At 70.5% G+C, this 21,771-nt stretch carries 21 protein-coding genes and 3 pseudogenes; 14 read left to right on the forward strand and 10 right to left on the reverse strand.

The features are described from left to right. Positions 1-19: 19 nt before the first annotated feature. The 6 genes from Sspor_RS38300 to Sspor_RS38325 all read left to right on the forward strand — a co-directional run bounded on the left by Sspor_RS38300 (position 20) and on the right by Sspor_RS38325 (position 4,166). Positions 20-469, forward strand: coding sequence for a universal stress protein (locus tag Sspor_RS38300; protein ID WP_202203231.1), 450 nt, complete (start codon positions 20-22; stop codon positions 467-469). A 361-nt stretch (positions 470-830) separates the two neighbouring features. Beyond that, on the forward strand, positions 831-1,328 hold the full coding sequence (locus Sspor_RS38305; protein WP_202203232.1) for a flavodoxin domain-containing protein: 498 nt from the start codon (positions 831-833) through the stop codon (positions 1,326-1,328). A 37-nt stretch (positions 1,329-1,365) separates the two neighbouring features. Further along, positions 1,366-1,965, forward strand: a complete 600-nt coding sequence (locus Sspor_RS38310) for an Rv1733c family protein (RefSeq protein WP_202203233.1) — start codon at positions 1,366-1,368, stop codon at positions 1,963-1,965. Between the two features lie 122 nt (positions 1,966-2,087). Beyond that, on the forward strand, positions 2,088-2,390 hold the full coding sequence (locus Sspor_RS38315) for a DUF1876 domain-containing protein (protein ID WP_202203234.1): 303 nt from the start codon (positions 2,088-2,090) through the stop codon (positions 2,388-2,390). A 40-nt stretch (positions 2,391-2,430) separates the two neighbouring features. Beyond that, the gene (locus tag Sspor_RS38320; RefSeq protein ID WP_202203235.1) at positions 2,431-3,348 is read left to right on the forward strand and encodes an ABC transporter ATP-binding protein; all 918 of its coding nucleotides are present in this window, start codon (positions 2,431-2,433) and stop codon (positions 3,346-3,348) included. Between the two features lie 47 nt (positions 3,349-3,395). After that, the gene (locus tag Sspor_RS38325) at positions 3,396-4,166 is read left to right on the forward strand and encodes an ABC transporter permease subunit (protein WP_202203236.1); all 771 of its coding nucleotides are present in this window, start codon (positions 3,396-3,398) and stop codon (positions 4,164-4,166) included. A gap of 7 nt (positions 4,167-4,173) precedes the next feature. Here Sspor_RS38325 and Sspor_RS38330 read toward each other — a convergent pair whose 3' ends face one another. The 5 genes from Sspor_RS38330 to Sspor_RS38350 form a co-directional block, all read right to left on the reverse strand. Next, positions 4,174-5,175, reverse strand: coding sequence for an Acg family FMN-binding oxidoreductase (locus tag Sspor_RS38330; RefSeq protein WP_237404217.1), 1,002 nt, complete (start codon positions 5,173-5,175; stop codon positions 4,174-4,176). Positions 5,176-5,199: 24 nt separating this feature from the next. After that, positions 5,200-5,787: a universal stress protein gene (locus Sspor_RS38335; RefSeq protein WP_202203237.1), complete on the reverse strand. Its 588-nt coding sequence runs from the start codon at positions 5,785-5,787 to the stop codon at positions 5,200-5,202. Positions 5,788-5,928: 141 nt separating this feature from the next. Beyond that, positions 5,929-6,501 (reverse strand): CBS domain-containing protein, encoded by a 573-nt coding sequence (locus Sspor_RS38340; RefSeq protein WP_237404218.1) that lies wholly within the window; start codon positions 6,499-6,501, stop codon positions 5,929-5,931. 91 nt (positions 6,502-6,592) lie between these two features. Next, positions 6,593-7,462 (reverse strand): universal stress protein, encoded by an 870-nt coding sequence (locus tag Sspor_RS38345; protein ID WP_202203238.1) that lies wholly within the window; start codon positions 7,460-7,462, stop codon positions 6,593-6,595. A 34-nt stretch (positions 7,463-7,496) separates the two neighbouring features. Next, the gene (locus Sspor_RS38350; RefSeq protein ID WP_237404219.1) at positions 7,497-8,165 is read right to left on the reverse strand and encodes a CBS domain-containing protein; all 669 of its coding nucleotides are present in this window, start codon (positions 8,163-8,165) and stop codon (positions 7,497-7,499) included. 262 nt (positions 8,166-8,427) lie between these two features. Here Sspor_RS38350 and Sspor_RS38355 point away from each other — a divergent pair, with 262 nt between their 5' ends. The 5 genes and pseudogenes from Sspor_RS38355 to Sspor_RS38375 all read left to right on the forward strand — a co-directional run bounded on the left by Sspor_RS38355 (position 8,428) and on the right by Sspor_RS38375 (position 12,749). Further along, positions 8,428-9,336, forward strand: coding sequence for a universal stress protein (locus tag Sspor_RS38355; RefSeq protein ID WP_202203239.1), 909 nt, complete (start codon positions 8,428-8,430; stop codon positions 9,334-9,336). A 15-nt stretch (positions 9,337-9,351) separates the two neighbouring features. Next, positions 9,352-9,747, forward strand: a pseudogene (locus Sspor_RS41765) (adenine nucleotide alpha hydrolase family protein); the annotation flags it as partial. 39 nt (positions 9,748-9,786) lie between these two features. After that, a pseudogene (locus Sspor_RS41770) lies at positions 9,787-9,939 on the forward strand (DUF1918 domain-containing protein); the annotation flags it as partial. 125 nt (positions 9,940-10,064) lie between these two features. Beyond that, a complete protein-coding gene (locus Sspor_RS38370; RefSeq protein WP_202203240.1) occupies positions 10,065-11,795 on the forward strand; it encodes a sensor histidine kinase in 1,731 nt (576 codons plus the stop codon). A 471-nt stretch (positions 11,796-12,266) separates the two neighbouring features. Then, positions 12,267-12,749, forward strand: a complete 483-nt coding sequence (locus tag Sspor_RS38375) for a pyridoxamine 5'-phosphate oxidase family protein (protein ID WP_202203241.1) — start codon at positions 12,267-12,269, stop codon at positions 12,747-12,749. 44 nt (positions 12,750-12,793) lie between these two features. Here Sspor_RS38375 and Sspor_RS41650 read toward each other — a convergent pair whose 3' ends face one another. The 4 genes from Sspor_RS41650 to Sspor_RS38395 form a co-directional block, all read right to left on the reverse strand. Then, positions 12,794-13,240, reverse strand: coding sequence for a glycosyltransferase (locus Sspor_RS41650; RefSeq protein ID WP_373318888.1), 447 nt, complete (start codon positions 13,238-13,240; stop codon positions 12,794-12,796). Between the two features lie 317 nt (positions 13,241-13,557). Continuing rightward, a complete protein-coding gene (locus Sspor_RS38385) occupies positions 13,558-14,328 on the reverse strand; it encodes a response regulator (protein WP_237404220.1) in 771 nt (256 codons plus the stop codon). A gap of 74 nt (positions 14,329-14,402) precedes the next feature. Beyond that, positions 14,403-15,044, reverse strand: coding sequence for a CBS domain-containing protein (locus Sspor_RS38390; protein WP_202203242.1), 642 nt, complete (start codon positions 15,042-15,044; stop codon positions 14,403-14,405). Between the two features lie 147 nt (positions 15,045-15,191). After that, positions 15,192-17,561, reverse strand: a complete 2,370-nt coding sequence (locus Sspor_RS38395) for a phosphoketolase family protein (protein ID WP_202203243.1) — start codon at positions 17,559-17,561, stop codon at positions 15,192-15,194. Positions 17,562-17,804: 243 nt separating this feature from the next. Between Sspor_RS38395 and Sspor_RS38400 the strand changes: the two genes are divergently transcribed. After that, entirely contained in the window at positions 17,805-18,680 is an 876-nt protein-coding gene (locus Sspor_RS38400) for a universal stress protein (RefSeq protein WP_202203244.1), read from the forward strand. A gap of 338 nt (positions 18,681-19,018) precedes the next feature. Beyond that, entirely contained in the window at positions 19,019-19,468 is a 450-nt protein-coding gene (locus Sspor_RS38405; protein ID WP_237404221.1) for a pyridoxamine 5'-phosphate oxidase family protein, read from the forward strand. Between the two features lie 17 nt (positions 19,469-19,485). Here the strand turns inward: Sspor_RS38405 and Sspor_RS38410 are convergent, their stop codons facing one another. Continuing rightward, positions 19,486-21,168, reverse strand: coding sequence for a sensor histidine kinase (locus Sspor_RS38410; protein ID WP_202204111.1), 1,683 nt, complete (start codon positions 21,166-21,168; stop codon positions 19,486-19,488). A gap of 179 nt (positions 21,169-21,347) precedes the next feature. Here Sspor_RS38410 and Sspor_RS38415 point away from each other — a divergent pair. Further along, a pseudogene (locus Sspor_RS38415) lies at positions 21,348-21,524 on the forward strand (polyphosphate kinase 2); the annotation flags it as partial. Between the last annotated feature and the right edge of the window lie 247 nt (positions 21,525-21,771).

Genomic DNA, 21,771 nt, shown 5'->3' on the forward strand with positions numbered 1-21,771 from the left:
ATGGAAAGGGTGAGCCGGGATGGACGAGCAGCTTGAGATTCCGCGGGTCGTCGTGGGGGTCGACGGATCGGCTTCCTCCCAGGCCGCGCTGCGCTGGGCGGTCCGGTACGCAGGCCTGGTGGGCGGGAAAGTGGAAGCAGTGACGGCCTGGGACCTGCCCGGTGCCGGAACGTGGTCGGCTCCTGCGGTCGACACCGACTTCGACGAGGAGGAGGCCGAGCGGCGCCTGGTGGAGGAGGTCCGCACGGTCCTCGGAGAGGGCGGCGCAGGCCAGGTCCACGAGCGCCTGGTACGGGGCAACCCCGCCGAGGTCCTGGTGGACCAGGCAGAGGGTGCCGACATGCTGGTCGTGGGCAGCCGCGGCCACGGCGGCTTCCGCCGGGCCCTGCTCGGTTCGGTCAGCCAGCAGGTGGCACTCCATGCCCCCTGCCCGGTCACGATCATTCGGCCGGACGCACCCGCCGAGTAGCTCCCTCTCGCGCTCCGCGTGCGGACCGTCAGTCGGTGCACCCCGGTACCGTCCCCGCGGGGGGCGGGGCGGTCCGTGGCGTGGCCACCACTGATCGTCGTGCGGGTGAGCGTGAGGTTTCCCGCCGGACTGACGAAGAGGATCCGGAACTTCGGCACCTTGTGTCCGTGATCGTCCCGCGGTTGGTGACCGGGGAGTCGGCCGGCATCTCGGCCGCCAACAGCACGCGGCCGGCCCCGAAGAGAGCGTTACGGGGTGGACCGAATGGCCCCAGCCGGGATCCGTCCGGCCCATGCGGTATCGCCGAAGGTTGCGTGACAGTGACAGCAGACCCTCATCACGCAGCCGAGGAGTACCCGTCATGAGTCCCAAGCGCGTTCTGGTCGCTTACGGCACCAAACACGGTGCCACTGCAGGTATCGCCGAGCAGATCGGCAAGACCCTCCGCGAGGATGGACTGGAAGCCACAGTGTTGCCCGCAGACGATGTCCGGGACGTCCGCGCCTACGACGCCGTCGTTCTCGGAGGTTCCCTCTACGCCGGGCACTGGAGCAGCAAGGCCAAGCACTGCGCGGAACGCAACGCCGACTCCCTCAGGCACCGGCCGGTGTGGCTGTTCAGCAGCGGTCCCCTCGACCGTTCCGCCGAGGAGCAGGAGATCCCTCCGGTCGCGGCTGTCGCCCGGCAGATGCAGCTCATCGGGGCGCGCGAGCACATGACCTTCGGCGGCAGCATCACGGCCCGGACCCCCGGGTTCCTCGCGAAGGCACTGACCCGCCAGGGCAAGGGCGGCGACTTCCGTAACCCCGAGCGGATCCAGACCTGGGCCCACCACATCAGTGCCGAGCTTGCCGCCTGAGCAGGAGTCCGGCCCGGAGGCAGCACGGAGGAGCGCTATGTACCACCGCAGGCTCGAGGTGGAGAAGAAAAACCCGCTCAAGCGCGGTGCCGACCGTACCCGGGCCCGGCTGCGAGCCACCTTCATGCTGGCCTGCCTGTTGGCCGTGATCTGCGGTGCCGTGGTCGGAGAAAGGGCCTGGACGGACACCCGCCGCACCGCGGCAGAGACTGCACGCCACCGGCATTCCGTCACGGCGGTGACCGTCGGCGAAACCACCTACCGAGCTGGGTCGGGACCGAGCACCCGCCCTGTCCCGGTGGCTCCCGCAACCTGGCGTGATACCTCGCACCGCGTCCACACGGAAACCGTGCCAGTCCCGGCAGCGACCCGAAACGGGGAAACCGTCCGCCTCTGGGTCGACGACCAGGGCAATGCGACCACCGCCCCACCCGGCACGGCCCACATCGCTCTGAACGCCATCAGTCTCGGCGCCGGCGCCTCGGCCGGAATCGCGCTCGCAGTGGGCGCCATGGTCTACGCACGTCTGCGGATCGTCGACGCACGCAGCGGACAAGCATGGGAAAGCGAATGGGAGAGCGTCGAGCCCCGGTGGTCCGGTCGTCTGCGACCCGAACAGGGAGCCGACGATGACTGAGATCGCCGCAGGTCGGCAGCTCAGACCAGATGCCTTTCCCGACCCACCGCTGGTTCGGGGAATGGACGAGTTCCGCTTCTGGGCCCGGCACCGCCACCGACCTTGATCGTACGGAGGGCATCATGTCGCACACGATCGAATGGAAGACGCGCGTCTACCTGTTCGAGGAGGGCCGCACCACCAAGGTCCGCGTCGAGCTCGACACCGGAACCACCCGGCTCACGGGGCATGGCACCGCCCACTGCAACCCCGTGGACGAGGACGTGCCCGAGATCGGCGACGAACTCGCGGCAGCCCGCGCACTGGAGGATCTTGCCGCTCAGCTCAAGCGCTTTGCCTACGGCGACATGGTCAGGATCGGGGCCGCACCGCGGGAGGTGTCGCTCATGCCCTACAGCGGCTGGATGAACGATGCGGTCGGGTAGCGATCAGGCGGTCGCCCGGGCAAGAGACGAAACTGGAAGCATGAGTGACGGACCGGCGATCGAGCTGACCGGCCTGACCAAGAGGTACGGGCAAGTGACGGGGGTCGACAGGTTGAGTCTGGCCGTGCGATCCGGGGAAGTGTTCGGCTTCCTCGGGCCGAACGGCGCGGGGAAGACCACCACACTGCGCTGTCTCATCGGCCTTCTCCGGCCGAGCGAAGGACGTGTCAGAGTGCTCGGGCTGGACCCGTTGACCGATCACCGCCGGGTGGCACCGCATCTCGGGTACCTGCCGGGCGAACTGCGCTTCTACCCGGAACTCTCCGGAGCGGAGACCCTCGACCTGCTGTCCGCGTTGCAAGGCGCCGCCGTACCCCGCCGCCGGGAGTTGTGCGACCGGCTGGGGCTGACGCACGCGATTCTCACCCGCCCTGTAGGAGGTTACTCGCGCGGCATGAAGCAGAAGCTCGGCCTGGTGCAGGCGATGCAGCACGATCCGCGACTGGTCGTACTCGATGAACCGACCGAGGGGCTCGACCCCTTGGTACAGGAGACGTTCTTCGCCTTGCTCCGGGAAGCGGCCGCCGCCGGGCGCACCGTCCTGCTCTCCAGCCACATTCTGCCGGAGGTGCAGCGCACGTGCGGGCGGGTGGCGATCATCCGGGACGGACGGCTGGTGACCGTCCAGAGCGTGGCCGGCCTGCGCGAGGCCCGCGCCCGGAGGATCCGGCTGGCCTTCGTGGACGGGAAGGGGGCCCGGTCCCTGGGAGGCGCGGAGCGGTGGACCCCGCGCTGGCACGGTGACCGGGTGGAGCTGCTCGTGCCGCCGAGCGAGGTGGTGGGCGCGCTGCGCGACCTGCTCGGCCTGCCGGTGGCCGACGTGACGGTGGAGGAAGCCGGACTCGACGAGGCATTCCTGGACCTCTACCGGACCGGCAAAACGGAGGATCGGCCGTGATGCGGCGATGGCCACTGTTGTGGCTCGCGTTGTACCGGCGGCGCAGAATGCTGGCCGCCCTGGTCGTCGGGATGGTCGTCTTCGAGGCGCTCATCGTGGTGGTCGCCAACGCGATCCCTCCTGGCCAACTCTTCACGGCGGGCGGCAAGGGCCCGCCCTCTGCCTACCAGGCGTTCAGCGGGTCGAGTGGCGACGTGTCCATCGCCAGCCATCCCGGGCTGCTGGGGGCCGGCCTCACCCACCCGTTCTGGATCGCCATGCAGCTCACCGCGATCGGTTCGCTCGCGGCCGCCGCCGTGGCGGCGGACGTGGAGTCCGGGACGGTGGAACTGGTGATGGTGCGTCCCGTCAGCCGTACCCGATTGCTGACCGAGCGGACCGCAGCACTGGTGCTCGCGGCGCTCGCCCTGAACGCCGCAGCAACCCTCGCCGTAGCGGTGGGGGTGGCGCTGTCACCGGACATCCACAGGCAAGTGCCGATCGGCGGAGTGTTTGCTGCCGGCCTCATGGGGTGGGGATTCGCCCTGTGTCTGATCGGGCCGGTGATGGCCGTATCGGCCGTCGGACGACGGCGGGCCCAGGTGATCGGCGCGACGATCGCGATCGGGGCTGTGGGATTCGCCGTCAACTTCATTGCGCTGGCATGGTCCCCGGCAGCCCCTCTGAGGTTCCTCAGCCCGTTCCACTACTACACGCCGGGAGACGCCTTGGCCCAAGGCGGGGTGCTCTGGCCCCAGCTCGGCATTCTGGTCGGTGCCGGGGTGCTGGGGCTGGTTTTCGCTCATCTGGTGCTGCAGCGCCGCGATCTTGCGCCCTGAGGGGTGTTCACTCGCGGATCTCCAGAACGTCTGTGACAGGGCGGCGGGGGGTTTCGGGCCCGGTGGGCCCGTAGCCGAGGCGCAGGACCATCTGGACGTGGCCCATGACCTCCAGCGGGTCGCGGACCGTCCACCGCAGTTCGGGCCATTCGAGGGGCTGTGAGGTCATCGAGGTGGCCAGGCCGTCGGCGGTGGCCTGGAGGAGGACACGTTCCAGTGCCTGTCCGGCCCGCATCCAGTCGACTCGCGTGTCGGCAGGGGTGCCCAGCAGGGCCAGCTGCGGCCGCCGCTCGAACACGGCCCAGCCGCGATCCGCCACAGGACGGTCCCGGCCGAAGTCGCGTACGGGGGAGGGGCCTCGGGAACTGCGCGGACCGAACGCGGCGGTGGGAATGCCGTCACTGCGTGTTCCGTGTGTTCCGGTCGAGGCGTGTACATCGGAAGCCCAGGCAGAGGTTTCTGCCCGGACGAGCGGATCGATGTCCTCCCGGTGCTCCGCGTCGCGCACCAGCCCGAGCACGGTCTCGATGTGCCAGTCGCCCGGGACGGTCAGCCGGCAACCCTCAAGGCGGGCGGCGCTCTTCAACCCGTCCATGAGAGCGTCCGGGACCGGCTCGTCACCGAACGGGAAGCGGCTGGTGTGGCGGCGCCGGAGAGCGGTGTGCAGGGCGGCGAGCTCGCGGTCCTGGTCGGCAGGTCCGTCGAGGGCTGCCGTCGCCAGCAGCCACGGTCGGGAGCCGTCGGGCAGCAACCGCACGCGGGCCCGGAGTCCGTGGTGGACCGCGGACACGCGCAGGTTGAACAGGGCCGCCGCACAGCCGAGGTGGAGGGCTCGGTGGTGCGGATCGGTGCGTGTCATGGCGCGGTCCGGATCACCGTGCAGCTCGATGACATTGCCCTGAGGGCTGAACACGAACTTCCACGGTTGTGCGTTGTGCATGGAAGGGGCGGTGACGGCGTCGCCGACGAGCTCGGCGACGGTGCCGGTGGCGAGGATGGTTGCGGTCACGGGACTGTTCCTGTCTGTGCGGCCTCAGTCGTGTGCCACGACAGCGACCGGTGAGCGGGAGTGGTGCATCACCGCGTGGGTGATGGGGCCGATGCGGGTGCCGAGCGCCGAGCGGCGGATGTGCCTCCCGACCACGACGAGTGCCGCGCCGGCGGCCGCCTCCAGGATCTGAACGGCGTGCTGCCCGATGACGGTGCGCGCGTCGACGGCGAGACTCGGGTACTTCTCCTTCCAGGGACTCAGCAGCTCCCGGAGGGTGGATCTGAGTCCGTCGGCGATCTCCCCCTGCACACCCGGGTCGAGGACGAGCATGTCGGCATCCGCCGCGGCAGATGCGAGTGCGGTGTCGGCCGCGCCCTGGGTTCCACGGGTGCTGACGGCGAGCGTGCTGTGTGCGCGCAGTAGCCGCTCCCGGGTGAGTGCGAGAAGGTCCTCCGCCCACTGATGACGCGGTTCCGGGAGCGGAGCGGCGAAGGGGCCGTACTGCGCCCAGTCCTCTGCATGGACCGGCTCCAGATCAGCGCTGCGCAGTTCGGCCTCGCACGCGGCCCAGTCGGCTGCCGCGCCGGCGGCGCCCGATCCGTCCAGACCCACCGTGATCCGGTTCGCCATGGCGTTCCTCCTGTGGCTGATCCGCTCTTCCAGGTTCCGCCGTTCGCCGTGCTCCTGGTAGGGCCCGAGCGGCCCTACCAGGGACCGAACGGCCCTTCGATCCAGGTCGGCGATCCTGCGGTGGCCCGTGCCGCCGGCGCCTCACGCGCATACGGGGATGGTGAAGTCGGTCCTGACCTCCACTACGCCGGGCACGGTGCCGACAGCGCGCACGACGGTGTCTTCCACTGCGGGCTCAGGAAGTGATCCGTTCAGGTAGACGACACCGTTGGCGACGTGCACACGCACCTCGGCGGAGCCCCGAGGAATCAGCTGGTACATGATCATCTCGCGGATCTCGGCAGCGATGTCCGCATCGGGGCGCAGGTAGACCTTCAGCAGGTCACCACGGCTGACGACGCCAATCAAACGGTTGTCGCCGTCGACGACGGGAAGGCGTTTCAGGTGGCTGCGGGCCATCAGGCGGGCCGCGGCGGGGATGGCGGCGTCCTTGGCCACGGTCACGGCCGGGCGGGTCATCAGCTGCTCTGCGGTAGTGGCGCCCGCGGTGTCGGTGCCCGGTTCCCTGAGCAGCAGGTCGGCTTCCGAGACGACACCGATGACGCGCCCGTCGTCGGACAGGACGGGCAGGGCACTGACGTTCCACATCCGCAACACCTCCACGATGTCCTTGAACGCCGTCCCGCAATCGATGGAGGCGGCGCCATGGGTCATGACGTCATCAACGGTTCGAAGGTGTTTCATGGCCTTGTGCTCCGTGGGGATGCCGTCGCGGCTTCGACGGTGTGAGGGGTGCTCCGGCCGTCTATGCGTGGGCGACGACGGCCACTGGAGCGGCGGCATGGTGCAGGACCGCGTGGGCGACAGAGCCCAGATGCGTGCCGAGGGGGGAGCGGCGCGAGTGGCGCCCGACGACGACGAGTCCGGCGCCTTGGGAAGCCCGGACCAGATGGTCGCCCGCGGAGCCCATGAAGACGCTGTGCCTGACCTCCACGTCCGGGAACTTGTGCCGCCAGGGCAGCAGCATGTCGTCCACCATGCGCGTGACGCTCCTGCCGATGTCCTTCTCGTCGTCCGGGTCGAAGAACGGTACGTACGTGTACGCGAGCGGCATTTTCCAGCCGTGGACGGCCCGTAGCGCGCAGCCCCGCCCGGCGGCCTCTTCGAAGGCGAAGGCGAGCACACGGTCGCAGGACTCGTGGATGTCGACCCCGACGACGACCTCGGAGCCGGAAGCGCTCCGAGGGCCCTCCGCGTCGTCGGCGACCCGGACCATGACGACCGGGGTGTCCGTGGCCACCAGGGCGGACACCGCGACCGAGCCGACGAGGAACCCCACCAGCCCGCCCAGGCCCCGTGAACCCAGGACGAGCAGTCCGGCGTCGGCGGCTTCGGCCGCGAGGGCCGCCGCAGGCCGGGCCGCGAGGCAGCGAGTCGTGATCTCCAGCTGGGGATGGCGTTGGCGCAGCTCCTCCGCCGCCTCGGTCAGCGCCCGGTCGGCCCAGCGATCCACGTCCTGGCGGCCCAGACCCGGAAACACCGGGTCCAGGGGCCAGTCGACGGCGTGGACGAGTCGCAGGGGTACGTGCCTCAGAACGGCTTCCCGTGCGGCCCAGCGCGCGGCTGCCCGGCTCTCGGGGGAGCCGTCGACTCCGACGGTCACGTGGTGCTTCATGACTGCAACCTCTCCCATCCCGGTCGACACCTCTTCACCACGGCTGCGCATCGCGTGCGTGGCCGGCGTGCGCGGCCAGTGTGTCGTCGGTCCGGGCTCCGACGTGCGATGCCACGGCGACGACCCCATCCAGTCGTTCGACGAGGCCGAGGAGCGCAGTCAGCTGACTCCGGCGCTCGACATGGCCGTCCAGGGTGACGCAGCCGTCCACCACGTGGACGTCGATGTCGCCGGCCGGCACGCCGAGCACCTCCGTGAGGACCTCGTCGGTGACGCGCCGGCGTATCTCGGAGTCGGGGCGGACGAACAGGCGCAGCAGGTCCCTGCGGGTGACGATGCCGACCAGCCGGTCCTCCTCGTCCACGACGGGCAGCCGCTCGATACCCCGGCGGGTCATCAGCCGGGCGGCTTCGGCGGCTGTCTCTTCGGCGTGGACGGTGACCGCGGGTGCGGACATGACGTCTCCGGCAGTCGGCGGCCCTGCCGGCCGGGTGGTCTCGTCGGCGGGGTGCGGGTCCGGCGCCGCGTGGGCCAGGATGTCCGTCTGCGAAACGACACCCACGACCCGGTCCTCGTCGTCCAGGACGGGCAGTCCGGAGACGCCGTACTGGGCGAGGAGCTTGGCGACATCCTTGAAGGCGGTGTCCGGAGCCACGGAGACGACCTCGTCCGTCATCAGATCCGCCACCTTGATGTGCTTCATGACGCCCTCCTGCTCCGCCGTGTCAGGCGAGGCCTGTGTCTGAGTTGGGTCTGCCTCCACCATCCGCCTGTGCCGGCAGAAGATCGAGGGCCGAACGGCCCCGTCCGGGGGCCGTCAGGGCCATGCGGGCCGGAGGAACGGGGCGGCGCCGGGGCCATGGGGACCTTTGGTCCCGATCGTGGTCCCGTGGGGCCCTCTGCATCGGGCGCCGACGGTGCCAGCGTGAGTGGTGTCCGCATCGGCTTCTCGGTTGGGAGGAACCGTGGAAAGCACATTCCGCACCCCGGACACGAGCACGGTGGTCGTAGGCGTGGACGGCTCGGACACGGCCCGCGCCGCCGCCATGTGGGCAGCGGGGGAGGCCGTACGCCGCGACAGGCCCCTGCACATCGTCTATGGAGCCGACACCGACGGCAGGGCCCTCTACTTGGCGGCGGAGACCATCGAACGAGTCCGCGCAAATGGCCGGCAGCTCCTGGACGACACGGCGAAGGCTGTGACGGACGAGTACGCCGGTCTGCGCGTGAGCACGGAGTTCAGCGGCGCGGACGCCGCCCATAGCCTGCACCAGGCCGGAGCCCTGCACGGCACGATCGTGGTGGGCAACCGCGGCCTGGGCGGCTTCAACTCCCTCCTGCTCGGCTCGGTCGGTCTGGACGTCGCCGCTGCCGCCATGACCCCGGTCATCGTCGTCCGCGGCATCGACGGGGCGGAGGAGACCGGCACCGTGCTCGCCGCCGTCCGTGACGAGCACGACCTTCTGCACGCCCGGTACGCCGCGCGCGAGGCCGAACTGCGCAAGGGATCCCTCAGGCTCCTGCACGTGTGGAACGTGCTGGAATCCGTCGGCGAGGTGGTCGGCATGCTCGACGGCGTCGACGAGATCGCCAGTGCGCACGCCGATGCCCTGCGGGCCGTCACGGACGCGGTCCGCGACGAGTTCCCCGATCTTGAAGTGCGGGCCGACGCCGAGAAGAGCATCTCCGTCGCCGGTGTTCTGGTCGAAGCTTCCCGCCACGCCGACCTGCTCGTCATGGGCGGCCGCCGTGTCCCCAGCGCCCTCGGACTCGCTCGCAACCTCGGGAGGGCGACACACAGCGTGCTGCACCACGCGCACTGCCCCGTCCTCCTCATCCCCCGGACCGGCAGCGACTTCGGGAACCGGCCATGACCGGCCACCGAGGCCATGACGTCGTCGTCGGAATCGACCCGGCCAGGGACTGGTACCTGCCCCTGGCCTGGGCCGCCGACGAGGCACAACGTCGCCGGCTCCCCCTGCGCCCGGTGCTCGCGGTGCCGCCCCAGCACGACACTCACCACGTCGACGACACACCGGGCCGGACAGCTCTGCGGCAGGCGGGAGCCGACAGGCTCGAACAGGCCTGCGTTCTGGGCAGCGTGGCCAAGGAAGCCCGCTTCGTCGTTCTCGGCAGAGGAGGCCACTTTGCGGGCTCAGCGCACCTTGCTCTCCGAGGTCACCGCCGGCCTGTCGGACAAGTACCCGGACGTGCACGTCACCCACGAGGTCCTGACCGGCCACCCTGTCGAGGAGCCGGCACGCGCGGCCGAGCACGCCCTGGCCGTCGTTGTGGGCCGCCGTGGCCGCGGCGGCTATACCGGCATGCGGCTCGGATCCGTCGGGTCACCTGGCCGTGACGGCGAGGTCATCGCCCTGCACCACGACGACGGCACCCCGCCCTACGCTGTGCGCTGGTCGGACACGGGCCGCACCACCGTGTTCTTCCCCGGACCGGACGCCCACGTCCGGCATCTGCACCCCGAGTCGCACGTGTCCCACCGTATGCAGCAGTAGGAACCTGCTGGGAGGGAACTCCGCTCCTGCCGCGACTACGGTGAAGGAGGTGGCGACCCACCGTTCCTGCCGGCCGGAGGTGTGACATGTGCGCAGACGGTCGGCCCGCCGCGGGCGGCGTGCCACGGCTGCGGCTGGACGAGCTGCTCGACGAGCTCCAGGCGCGGATGGACGAGGTCCGGGGGACCCGAGACCGGGTGAACGGCCTGCTCGAGGCCGTCATGTCGGTCGGCCGCGAGCTGGACCTTCCCCAGGTCCTGCACGGCATCGTCGAGGCCGCCGTCGTCCTCGTCGACGCCGAGTACGGAGCCCTCGGCGTCATCGGCGACGACCGCAAGCTGGCGGAGTTCCTGCCCGTCGGCATCACGGACGACCTCCGTGCGCGGATCGGCGACCTGCCCTCCGGCCACGGCATCCTCGGCGAGCTGATCCGGCACCCGGAAGCCCTGCGACTGTCCGAGCTGTCCGAGCATCCCGCCTCCTACGGCTTTCCGGCCCACCACCCGCCGATGCACTCCTTCCTCGGCGTCCCCATCCGCGTACGCGAGGCCGTCTTCGGCAACCTCTACCTCACCGAAAAGCGCGGCGGCGCCGCCTTCGACGAGGAGGACGAGGCGGTCCTGTCCACCCTCGCCGTCGCCGCCGGCATCGCCATCGAGAACGCCCGCCTCTTCGAAGAAGTCCGCCTGCGCGAGCGCTGGCTGGCCGCCAGTTCGGACATCACCAGCGCTCTGCTCTCCGGCGCCCCCCAGGACGACGTCCTCGAAGGCATGCTGGAGCGGGCCAAGGACATCACCAGAGCGGACATGGGCGTCTTCTACCTGCTCGGACCATCCGGAGAACTGCGCGGCTCTTTGGCCCTGGGTGATGGCGCCGAGGCACACCGGGGCATGGTCCTGCCGAGCACCGCAGGGACCCTGGCCGAGGCCGCCGTGGCGAGGGGCGGGCTGATCACGGTCGCGGACGTGGCCACCGACCCGCACGTCACCGTTCAGCCTGAGCGGTGGACGGGGTTCGGCCCGGCTGTCGCCGTCACGGTCGGCACCAAGGAAAAACTGAGCGGAATCCTGGTCCTGGCCCGGCGCCACGGCCGCGCCGGGTTCGCCACCGCGGAAGTCGCCGCCCTACCCGGATTCGCGAGCCAGGCGGCCCTCGCCCTCGAACTGGCCGAGCGGCGCCGCGACGCCGAGCAGATGAGCCTGCTCGAGGACCACGACCGCATCGCCCGCGACCTCCACGACCTGGCCATCCAGCGCCTCTTCGCCACCGGCATGACCCTCCAGAGCGCCCGGCGCTTCGTCGACCACCCCCAGGCATCCGAACGCCTGGCCCGCGCCATCGACGACCTGGACGCCACTATCAAGATCATCCGTTCGACCATCTTCGGGCTGCGCGATCACGAGGCGCCCGGTGCGACCCCCAAGCTGCGCTCCCGCACGGTCCAGGCTGTGGACGAAGCCGCTGCTGCCCTCGGATTCGCCCCGGCCCTGCGCATGGAGGGGCTCATCGACACCGACGTACCGTCCGCGGTCGCCGACGAGGTCCTCGCCGTCCTCGGAGAGGCCCTGACGAATGTGGCCCGCCACGCCGAGGCCACCCGTGCGGAGGTCTCGATCGTTGCGGCCGGCGGCGTCCTCACCGTCACCGTGGCCGACAACGGCATCGGCCTGCGCGAAGGCGGCCGACGCAGCGGCCTGAGCAATCTCGCGGAACGCGCCGACAAGCTCGGCGGCAGCATGGAGGTCAGCTCACGGGTGGCCGACGAGTCGGGCACCCGCCTTGAGTGGTGGGTGCCGCTCGCCGCACCGCCTGTGTGACCGCCACCGCCGGCCGAGGCCTGTGGCCCGAGGCCACAGGTACCGGCCGCTGCCGTAGGACGCGTACAGACCGAGCAGGCGGAACCGAGCGGCTTGCAGCCGATGGGCGAAGCCTGCCCGACCCGGTGGCCGAGCCCCGAGCCGAACCCGCAGTCGGCCTCCCTCAGCACGCGGGCGCCCAGGGCGTCGAACTCGTGGGCGCGGACCGGCATCATGGCTTCGGCACCCAGGCGCGAGGCGTACGGCTTGAACAGCCACGACCAGCCGACCAGCTCGCCGCTCCCGAGAGTCTCGATGACGGCGGCGTGTCGCCCGGGCACGTGCTTCAGTCCGGGCCGGCTGCCATGCCCCTGGTATGGGTCCTGTCGGCCCCCGGAGGGGACCGAACGGCCCATGTCCGGATCGGCGGAACCGTAGAGCCTGGGGGAGGAGACGGCCTGTTCCTGACCTGCTGAACGGAGGGCGCTCGCCATGGAGAACCATCCGGTCAACAAGGCCATGGCTGTGCCTGCCTCCGGCACGCCGGAGCGGCGGACGGAGGACCTCGCCGCCGATGAGGCGCTGGAGCTCTTCGGAACGGTCGGGCTGGGCCGCATCGTCTACACGAGAAATGCCCTGCCCGCCGTACGCCCCGTCAATCACCTCCTCGACGGGGGTGACATCGTCGTCCGCGTTCAGGACGATTCGACACTGGCGGCCCTGCTCTCGACGCAGGACGGTTCGGAGGTGGTCGTCGCCTATGAAGCCGATGCCATCGATCCCCACACTCATCTGGGCTGGAGTGCCGTTGCCACCGGCTATGCCGGCGCCGTCACCGACCCGACCGAGCTGAACCGCTACGCCCGACTCCTGGAGCCCTGGGCCGAAGGGCCGGTATCAGGCGCGGTCCGGATCAGGCCCGGGGTGGTCACCGGCTTCCGGATCCGTGCGGACGACTCGAAAGGCTCGGCCTGAGCCATGGGTACTTGAGATCGACGACTCCGTGCGGGTTCCCCCGGTTACGGGCGGCCTTCCGCTCTGGCTACGCCGAGAAGCAGATCCGCGGCCACCGCCGCCCCGTCGACACGGATGGTGTCGGCCACGGCGGCGGCTCGTGTCCGGGTCCGAGGTGACAGGGCCGTGGTGAGCGCCGCGGACAGGGAGTCGACGGTCGGCGTCGCGCCCTCGTGTGCCACGCCGATGCCCAGCTCGGCCACTCGGGTGGCCCACCAGGGTTGGTCGCCGATCATGGGGACCACAACCTGGGGCGTGCCGGACCGGGTGGCCGTCGTCGTCGTGCCCGCGCCACCGTGGTGCACGACGGTGGCGACCCGGGCGAACAGTGCCTGCTGGTTGACCTCGCCGACGAGGAAGCAGTCGTCGGCGTCGTCGATCGGGGCCAGCCCGGCCCAGCCGCGGGCGAGCAGGACCCGGCGGCCGTGTGCGCGGCTCGCCTCGATGGCCACTCGGGCAGCGTCCTTCGGCGCGCTTGGAGGCGAGCCGGACCGCGTCCTCCGACGTCGGCGGCTTCTTGCCGGCGACCACCGAGCGCACCGTTGGGCCGAGCGGCACCAACGGCACCCCGGCGCGAGCCAGCAGCGTCACGAACTCCTCGTCCGGTGCCGCGCACACCACCGTCTCCGCGCCCAGCCGTCGCAGTGCCACCGCCAGTCCCACCAGCGGTTCGACATCTCCGCGGGATCCCCACGTCGTCAACAAAGCGCGCATTTTCTGAATGTTCCATCCTCATATAAGGGTGAATGAGTGAGAATGGGTTCTTTCGTCACCATCTGATCCGCTTTGACGGCATCCGTGGCACGACCCCATTCGGGGCGGCGACCAGCTGGTGACTCGGGGATGTTCCATCACCTGCACGCTCTTGGTCGTGGACCTGGGCGGCGATGACGGCTGCCTGGACCCGCCGTTCGACCCCCAGTTTGCCCAGCAGCCGGGAGATGTGGTTCTTGACGGTCTTCTCCGACAGGTAGAGCCGTTTGGCGATCTGGCGGTTGGTGAGGCCGTCGCCGATCAGTTCGAGGACGGCGTGTTCCCGCTCGGAGAGGGCGGCCAGGCGGGTGTCCTCGGGCACCTTGGTGGCTTCGGGGTCGCGCAGTGAGTGCATCAGCCGGGCGGTCGTGGCCGGGTCGAGCATGGACTGTCCTGTAGCGACCGTACGAACGGCGGAGACCAGGTCGGACCCCTTGATCTGCTTCAACACGTACCCGGCGGCCCCGGCCATGATCGCGTCCAGCAGGGCGTCCTCGTCGTCGAACGACGTCAGCATCAGGCAGGCCAGATCCGGCATCCGGGAGCGCAGCTCCCGGCAGACCGAGATTCCGTCACCGTCGGGCAGTCGTACGTCGAGGACGGCGACGTCCGGGCGGAGCGCCGGCCCGCGGGCCAGGGCTTGCTCCGCCGTGCCCGCCTCGCCCACCACGGTGATGTCCCCCTCGGCATCGAGGAGGTCCCGCAACCCGCGCCGGACCACCTCGTGATCGTCGAGGAGGAACACCTTGATGGAGGCCTCCGCGGAGGCGCCCGGTACGTCGGACATGTTCGCCGCCTGATCCGGATGACGTTGCGCATGCTTCCACCCGGATTGTCTCAGCGTGGGGTGATATCCACCTGCTAGGCGGGTGAGACGGCCCCGTCGAACTCCATCCGGACGTCGACGACACCCTCGACGCTGCGGATCGCCCGGGCCAGGAGGGGGACCAGAGCGCGGTCCCTCAGCGGTCCCCGGAGGGCGACGACTCCGTCCTGTACGAAGAAGTCCAAGCGTGCGCCCGGTGCGAGCTCGGCCAGCACGGCCTGGCGGATTTCCTCCTCCAGTTCCTCGTCGGGACGCAGGAACACCTTCAGGAGGTCGCTGCGACTGACGACGCCCTCCAGCATGCCGACCTCGTTCACCACCGGAAGGCGCTTGACGCCCTTGCGGGCCATGATGCGGGCAGCCTCCGCGGCAGTGGCGTCGGCGTGGACGGTGACCGCGGGGCTCGACATCAGGTCCTCGGCGAGCACGGCGCCGGCCTTGGAGGCTTCGTCGAGCTGGTCCGGCAGGACGGGCTCCTCGCGGCGGAACTCCTCCTTGGGCAGGAGGTCCGCTTCGGAGACGACCCCGACGACGCGACCCTCACCTTCCAGGACGGGGACCGCACTGACCTTCCATTCGTGCAACAGTTCGACTATCTCCTTGTAGGACGCTTCACGGCCGATGGCGATGGCGGTGTGCGTCATGAGGTCACTGACGGTGGACTGAGAGGCGGGCATGACCGGCTCCTTCGCCGTGGTCGATCGGTAGGGTCCCGACACTTCCAGTGTCGGCATTCGGACGTGCGCGTCGGCAGGGTCCCTGTGGGCCAAGGCGGGGACCGACCGGCCCCGTGGTCGGTCCGGCGCTCCCCGTTCGGCGCGTGTTCAGTACGGCCAGGACCAGTCCGCGACCTCTGGCAGGTCGGTGCCGTGCTCGCGGATCCAGGCATGGTGGCGGATGCGCTGGTCGGCCATGGCCTGGCGCAGTCCCTCGGCGCGGCCCGCGAGGCCGGGTACGCGATCGATGACGTCCATGACGAGCCGGTAGCGGTCCATGTCGTTGCGCACGACCATGTCGAAGGGGGTGGTCGTGGTGCCGGACTCCTTGTAGCCGCGGACGTGCAGCTGGGGGTGGCCGGTCCGGCGGTAGGCGACGCGGTGGATGAGCCACGGGTAGCCGTGGTAGGCGAAGATCACCGGCTTGTCGGTGGTGAAGAGGGCGTCGTACTCGGGGTCCGTCAGGCCGTGGGGGTGTTCCTCGTGGGGCATGAGCCGGGCGATGTCGACGACGTTGACGACGCGGACGGCCAGCGAGGGGAGGTGCTCGCGGAGCAGGGCCGCTGCGGCCAGCACTTCCATGGTGGGTACGTCGCCGGCACAGGCGAGGACGACGTCCGGTTCGCGGGAGCCGTGGTCGGTGCCGGCCCACTCCCAGATGCCGGCGCCGCGCGTCACGTGGGTGCGGGCCTCGTCGATGGGCAGCCAGTCGAAGCAGGGCTGTTTGCCGGCGACGATCACATTCACCTGGTCGCGGCTGCGCAGGGCGTGGTCGGCCACCGCGAGCAGGGTGTTGGCGTCCGGCGGCAGGTAGACCCGTACGACCTCGGGACTCTTGTTGAGGACGTGGTCCACGAATCCGGGGTCCTGGTGCGAGAAGCCGTTGTTGTCCTGGCGCCAGACGTGGGAGGTGAGCAGGTAGTTGAGGGAGGCGATCGGCGCGCGCCAGGACAGCTCGCGCGCGGTCTTCAACCACTTGATGTGCTGGCCGACCATGGAGTCGACGATGTGGGCGAAGGCCTCGTAGGTGGAGAAGAGACCGTGGCGGCCGGTGAGGAGGTAGCCCTCCAGCCAGCCCTGGCAGACGTGTTCGGAGAGGATCTCCATCACCCGGCCGTCGCGGGACAGGTTCCGGTCCGTGGCCTCCGTGATGCCCTGCCAGGCCTTGCCGGTGGCCCCGTACAGGTCGTCCAGCCGGTTGGAGGCGGTCTCGTCCGGACCGACGACCCTGAAGTCCCGGCGCCCGGCCGTGTCCCGCATGATCTGTGTGAGGAAGCGGCCGAGGACGCGGGTCGGTTCGTGGAGGGTGCGGCCGGGCTTGTCGACGGGGACGGCGTGCTGGTCGAGCGCGGGCAGCGGGAGCGGCCGCAGGAGGCGGCCCCCGTTCGCGTACGGCACGGCGCCCAAGCGGTGCTCGCCGTCCGGCACGCAGGCCAGGACCTGGGCCGTCGGCCGGCCGTCGGCGTCGAAGAGTTCCTCCGGCCGGTACGAGCGCAGCCAGTCCTCCAGCTGTCGCAGGTGCGCGGGGTTCTCGCGCACCCCGGCGAGCGGGACCTGGTGTGCACGCCACGTGCCCTCGACGGGATCGCCGTCGACGATCGCCGGCCCGGTCCAGCCCTTGGGCGTGCGCAGGACGATCATCGGCCAGCGTGCGTACTTCCGGCCGGGGTCGGTGCCCGCCGTCCGTGCCTCTTGCTGGATGAGGGCGATGCGGTCCAGGGCGTGGTCCATCGCGCGGGCCATGGCGTGGTGCACCTGGGCGGGGTCGCTGCCGGTCACGTACAGCGGGTCGTGGCCGTAGCCGCGCAGCAGCGCGTCGAGCTCGTCCTCGGGGATCCGGGACAGGACCGTCGGGTTGGCGATCTTGTAGCCGTTCAGGTGCAGGATCGGCAGGACCGCGCCGTCGTGGACCGGGTCGAGGAACTTGTTCGAATGCCAGGACGCGGCGAGCGGTCCGGTCTCGGCCTCGCCGTCGCCGATGACGCAGGCGACCAGCAGGCCGGGGTGGTCGAAGGCGGCTCCGTAGGCGTGGGCGAGGGCGTAACCGAGTTCGCCGCCTTCGTGGACGGAACCGGGGGTCTCCGGCGCCACGTGGCTCGGCACGCCGCCGGGGAAGGAGAACTGCCGGAACAGCTTGGCCATGCCGTCGGCGTCGCGGCTCACGTCCGGATAGGTCTCGCCGTATGTCCCTTCCAGCCAGGAGTTGGCCAGGACGGCCGGACCTCCGTGCCCCGGACCCCAGACGCACAGGGCCTCCAGCGAGCGTTCCCTGATCACGCGGTTGAGGTGCGTGTGCACCAGGTTGAGGCCGGGCGAGGTGCCCCAGTGGCCCAGCAGCCGCGGCTTGATGTGCTCCGGCCGCAGCGGTTCGGCCAGCAGCGGGTTGCCCATCAGGTAGATCTGGCCGACGGCCAGGTAGTTGGCGGCGCGCCAGTGGGCGTCCAGCTGCGAGATCGAGTGCGCGGTCAACGCGGTCATGTCCGCTCCTGCGTCTGAGGGTCCGGGACGTTCGTCGACGGGGCCGATACCGACACCCTGCCCCTGCCGTGGTGCGGCCGCGAGAGGAGGACCGGCCCTTGAGGAGGGACCGTTGGCCCTTCTGCGCCCCTGCCCGGCACGAGCAAGGTGAATCCCGGTGGCGCCGGTCCTTCCCCCGGCCGGCGCCGCCCATTCCCGCCGGCCGATCCCGATGCCTCTCGCATCAGTACGGAGGACAGACCTGTGAAGCGCACCCTCGTTGTCGGAGTGGACGGATCCCCGGAAAGCCGGGCCGCCGCGGACTGGGCCGCGCGGGAAGCCGTACGGCGTGACCTGCCGCTGCACGTGGTGCACGCCTGGCTGTGGCAGCCGCTCGCCGTCCCGATCGTCCAGGACCGCGAAACCGAGTCCCGCAGGGCCGACGACATCCTGAAGGAGGTCGAGCAGGAGCTCACCCATCGGTACCCGGGGCTCGCGCTCACCGCGGAAGTCCTGTGCGACGCGCCCGTGCCGGCCCTGCTGCGCACCGCCAAGGAAGCCGAGATGCTGATCCTCGGCACCCGCGGGCACGGAGCCCTGCTCGGCTTCCTGCTCGGCTCCTACGGTCAGCAGGTGATCGCTGCCGCCGAGTGCCCCGTCGTCTCCGTCCGCTCCGCCCACGGCAGGCCGCTGGCCGTGCCGGAGGAGGGCGAGGTCGTCGTGGGACAGCAGGGTGGTGTGGAGGAGTCCGCCGAGGTACTGCGCGTCGCGTTCGAGGCGGCCGCGGCGCGCAAGGTCCCGCTCCGTGCCGTCCGGGCCTGGAACCTGCCCCCGGTGTACGGATACAGCCCCGGCTCGATGTGGATCGCCGAGCAGTTCGGCGGTCTGGAGCCGTTCGAGAAGGCCGCGCTGGACCAGGCGCTGGAGCCGTGGCGGCTGAGGTTTCCCGAGGTGGAGGTCGTCGCGCACGTGGAGCGGGGCAGCGCCGGCCACGTGCTGCTGTCCGAGGCTTCGGACGCCCAGCTGGTCGTCGTCGGCCGCCGGGTCCGCGAGTCGGCGGTGGGTACGCGCATCGGTTCGGTGGCCCATGCCGTGCTTCACCACGCCGCCTGCCCCGTCGCTGTCGTCCCGCACGACTGACGCCGATCGACGGTTGAGGCCGGGCCCGCCGCCGCACGGTGTGCCCGGCCCTTCCCGCGTCGAGCAGGAAGAGCACGCAGCTCCTGCTCTGCGGCGTACCACCCCGGCTGGTCAAGTCCATGCAGGTGCTCGGTGTCGACCGCGGCCTGCCGCTCGCCGTGACGTGATCGAGGGGGTGTCCGAATCCTGCCCCTGGACGGGGACCGTTCGGCCCTGGTTCTCCCGTGGATCGCGGTGAAGGCTGGGACGCGGAAGCCGCAAGGGCCCATCGGGGCCGGACGAAGGTAAGCAGCATGGATCACGAAGGCAACCCACTACGGGCCCGAGAGGTCGGTGACATGACAGCCCGCCGCTCCATGCGGGAGCTGGACAGGGCCGAGGCCCTGCGGCTGCTCTCGACGGTGTCCCTGGGGCGCATCGTCTTCACACAGCACGCGCTGCCCGCCGTCCGCCCGGTGAACCATCTCGTCGAGAACGAGGCCATCATCGTCCGGATACATGAGGACGGGGCATTGGCCTCCCTGGTGGCACCCGCCGACGCTCCCGGTGTGGTGGTGGCCTACGAAGCGGACGTCATCGATTCCGTCACGCACCTCGGTTGGAGCGTCGTCGTCACCGGTTACGCGAGGGTGGTGGCAGATGCCGACGAGGTGGACCGGTACGCGCACCTGCTGCGTCCATGGGTGGCGCACCGGATGACCAGCACCCTGCGGATCCGTCCGGATCTCGTCACCGGGTTCCGGCTGGAAGCGGACCCGACGCAGCCCGTGCCCGCGGCCCGGGGCTGACGCCCTTGCCCCGGTCCTCAGCCCCCGGTGGAGAGGGGAGCCCGCCAGACGAGCCTTGTACCCCCGTCATCCGGAGTTTCGTGAGTGAAGGAGCCGCCCAGGCTCTGCGCCCGCTCGTCGAGGTTGCGCAGGCCGCTTCTGCGGCCTTGGGCCGGAATGCCCTTCCCGTTGTCCGAGACGGTCAGCACGACCTCGCCCCGGCCGGCCTTGAGGGTCACGCCGACCCGGGTCGCCTGTGCGTGGCGGGCGGCGTTGCTGAGGAGTTCGCCCAGTACCGCCATGACGTGGTCGGCGATCTGCGGGGGTACGTCGGTGTCGAGCAGGCCTTCCATGCTCAGGCGCGGCGGGTGACCGAGGGTGGTGGCCGCGTCGCCGACGGCACGGGCGGCGCGTGCCCGCAGACCAGGGCCGCCCTCGCGGTCCTTGGTACGCAGCCCGAAGATCGTCGACCGGATGATCTTGATCGTTTCGTCCAGGTCGTCGACCGCCCGGCCGACCCTTTCGGCGGCCCCGTCGTGCTCGACGAGCCGAGCGGCGCTCTGCAGGGTCATGCCGGTGGCGAAGAGCCGCTGGATGGCCAGGTCGTGCAGGTCGCGGGCGATCCGGTCGCGCTCCTCCAGCAGTGCTATCTGCTCGGCGTCCCGGCGCCGCTCCGCCAGCTCCAGCGCGAGTGCGGCCTGACCCGCGAAGGCGACGAGGGGCTCCAGCTCGCCCTCGCCGAACGCCGGTTCTCCCGACGCGCGCGCAAGCAGCAGGACACCTCTGCTTTCGCCGCCCGCGGTGCCCAACGGGACGGCCACGGCGGGCCCCAACCCTTCCTGAACCTGGGACTCAGCGGGATAGCGCTCGTCGGCCCAGGCCTGCACCGCTGTGACGGGTTTGCCGGCCAGGTGCGCCGCTCCTGCGAGCGTGCCCGCGAAGGGGACGACGAGACCTTGCCTCTCGGCTCCGTCCGCGTCGGCCGCGAACTCCACGACCAGGCCGTCGATACCGGTCACGGGCATGGCGATGTCCGCGAGGCGTGCCGCGGTGATCTCTTGTGCGCGGCGGGCGATGAGCTCCAGCACCGCCGGCCGGGAGCTGCCCGACAGCAGGCTTTCGGTGATCTCCGCATTGGCCTTGAGCCATCGCTGCTGGCGCTGCGAGCCCTCGTAGAGCCGCGCGTTGTCGATCGCGACACCCGCCGCCACCGAGAGGGTGGAGATCACCGTCTCGTCCTCGGTGTCGAAATCGATCCCGCCACGCTTGTCGGTCAGATAGAGATTGCCGAACACCTCCTCGCGGACCCGGATCGGCACGCCCAGGAACGTACGCATCGGCGGGTGATGGGCCGGAAAGCCGTAGGACGAGGAGTGCGCGCCGAGATCCGTCAGGCGCAGCGGCTCCGGGTGGTGGATGACCTCCCCCAGCAGGCCGTGGCCCGCCGGCAGGGGACCGATCTCGGCGATCTCCTCATCCGTGAGCCCCACGGTCAGGAACTGCGAAAGCGTGCGGCCGTCGGGGCCGATCACTCCCAGAGCGCCGTATTCGGCGTCGACGAGCAGCGCGGCCGCCTCCACGATCCGCCGCAGCACCTGGGCGAGATCAAGCTCCCGCCCCACCGACACCACGGCCTCCAGGAGGCTGTGCACCCGGTCCCGCGTACCGCGCACTTCGTCGATGCGCACCTGGAGCTCGTCCAGCAGCTCGTCCAGCCGCATCCGCGGTACCTGCGTCAACGGATCCCTCACACCCACGCGCTTCCCCTCCGACGGCCGCTCGGTTGCCCGATCCACGGCCAGGGTATCGACACGCGCAGGCCCGAAGGGCGTCGTTGCGCGCGGATGCCAGCCGAGACTGACGTGACCGAAGCGCCGGACGACGACGGGGAGGAGACAGCATGGGCCTGAAGAAGGCGGTCTACGAGGACGAGCTGCTACGGCTCCAGACGGAGCTGATCAAACTCCAGGAGTGGGTACGTGCGGAGGGCGCCCGGCTGGTGTTCGTCTTCGAGGGCCGTGGCGCGGCGGGCAAGGGCGGCACGATCAAGCGTGTACCAGCTCCTGCACGCATGGCCCAACGACGAAGCGGCTGGATGGTCACTCAACTGCAAGAAGACCGGATCTCGCTGCCGACTTCGACGGGGGCGAAGACCCTCAGCGTGTTCTCGATGTCTGTGCCGTCGTAGAGCGGTTCGGCAGGCCGGTGTTCAGGATCGGGCCTCGAAGCCGGGCTTCTCCCGGTTGCGACGACGCAGGTCCGCGGAATCCTTGAAGCGCCTGCAGTCGACCAGTTGCAGGCGTGGGTGCTTTCGATGGGGAACT

The sequence above is a fragment of the Streptomyces spororaveus genome (assembly GCF_016755875.1).
Lineage (GTDB): Bacteria > Actinomycetota > Actinomycetes > Streptomycetales > Streptomycetaceae > Streptomyces > Streptomyces spororaveus.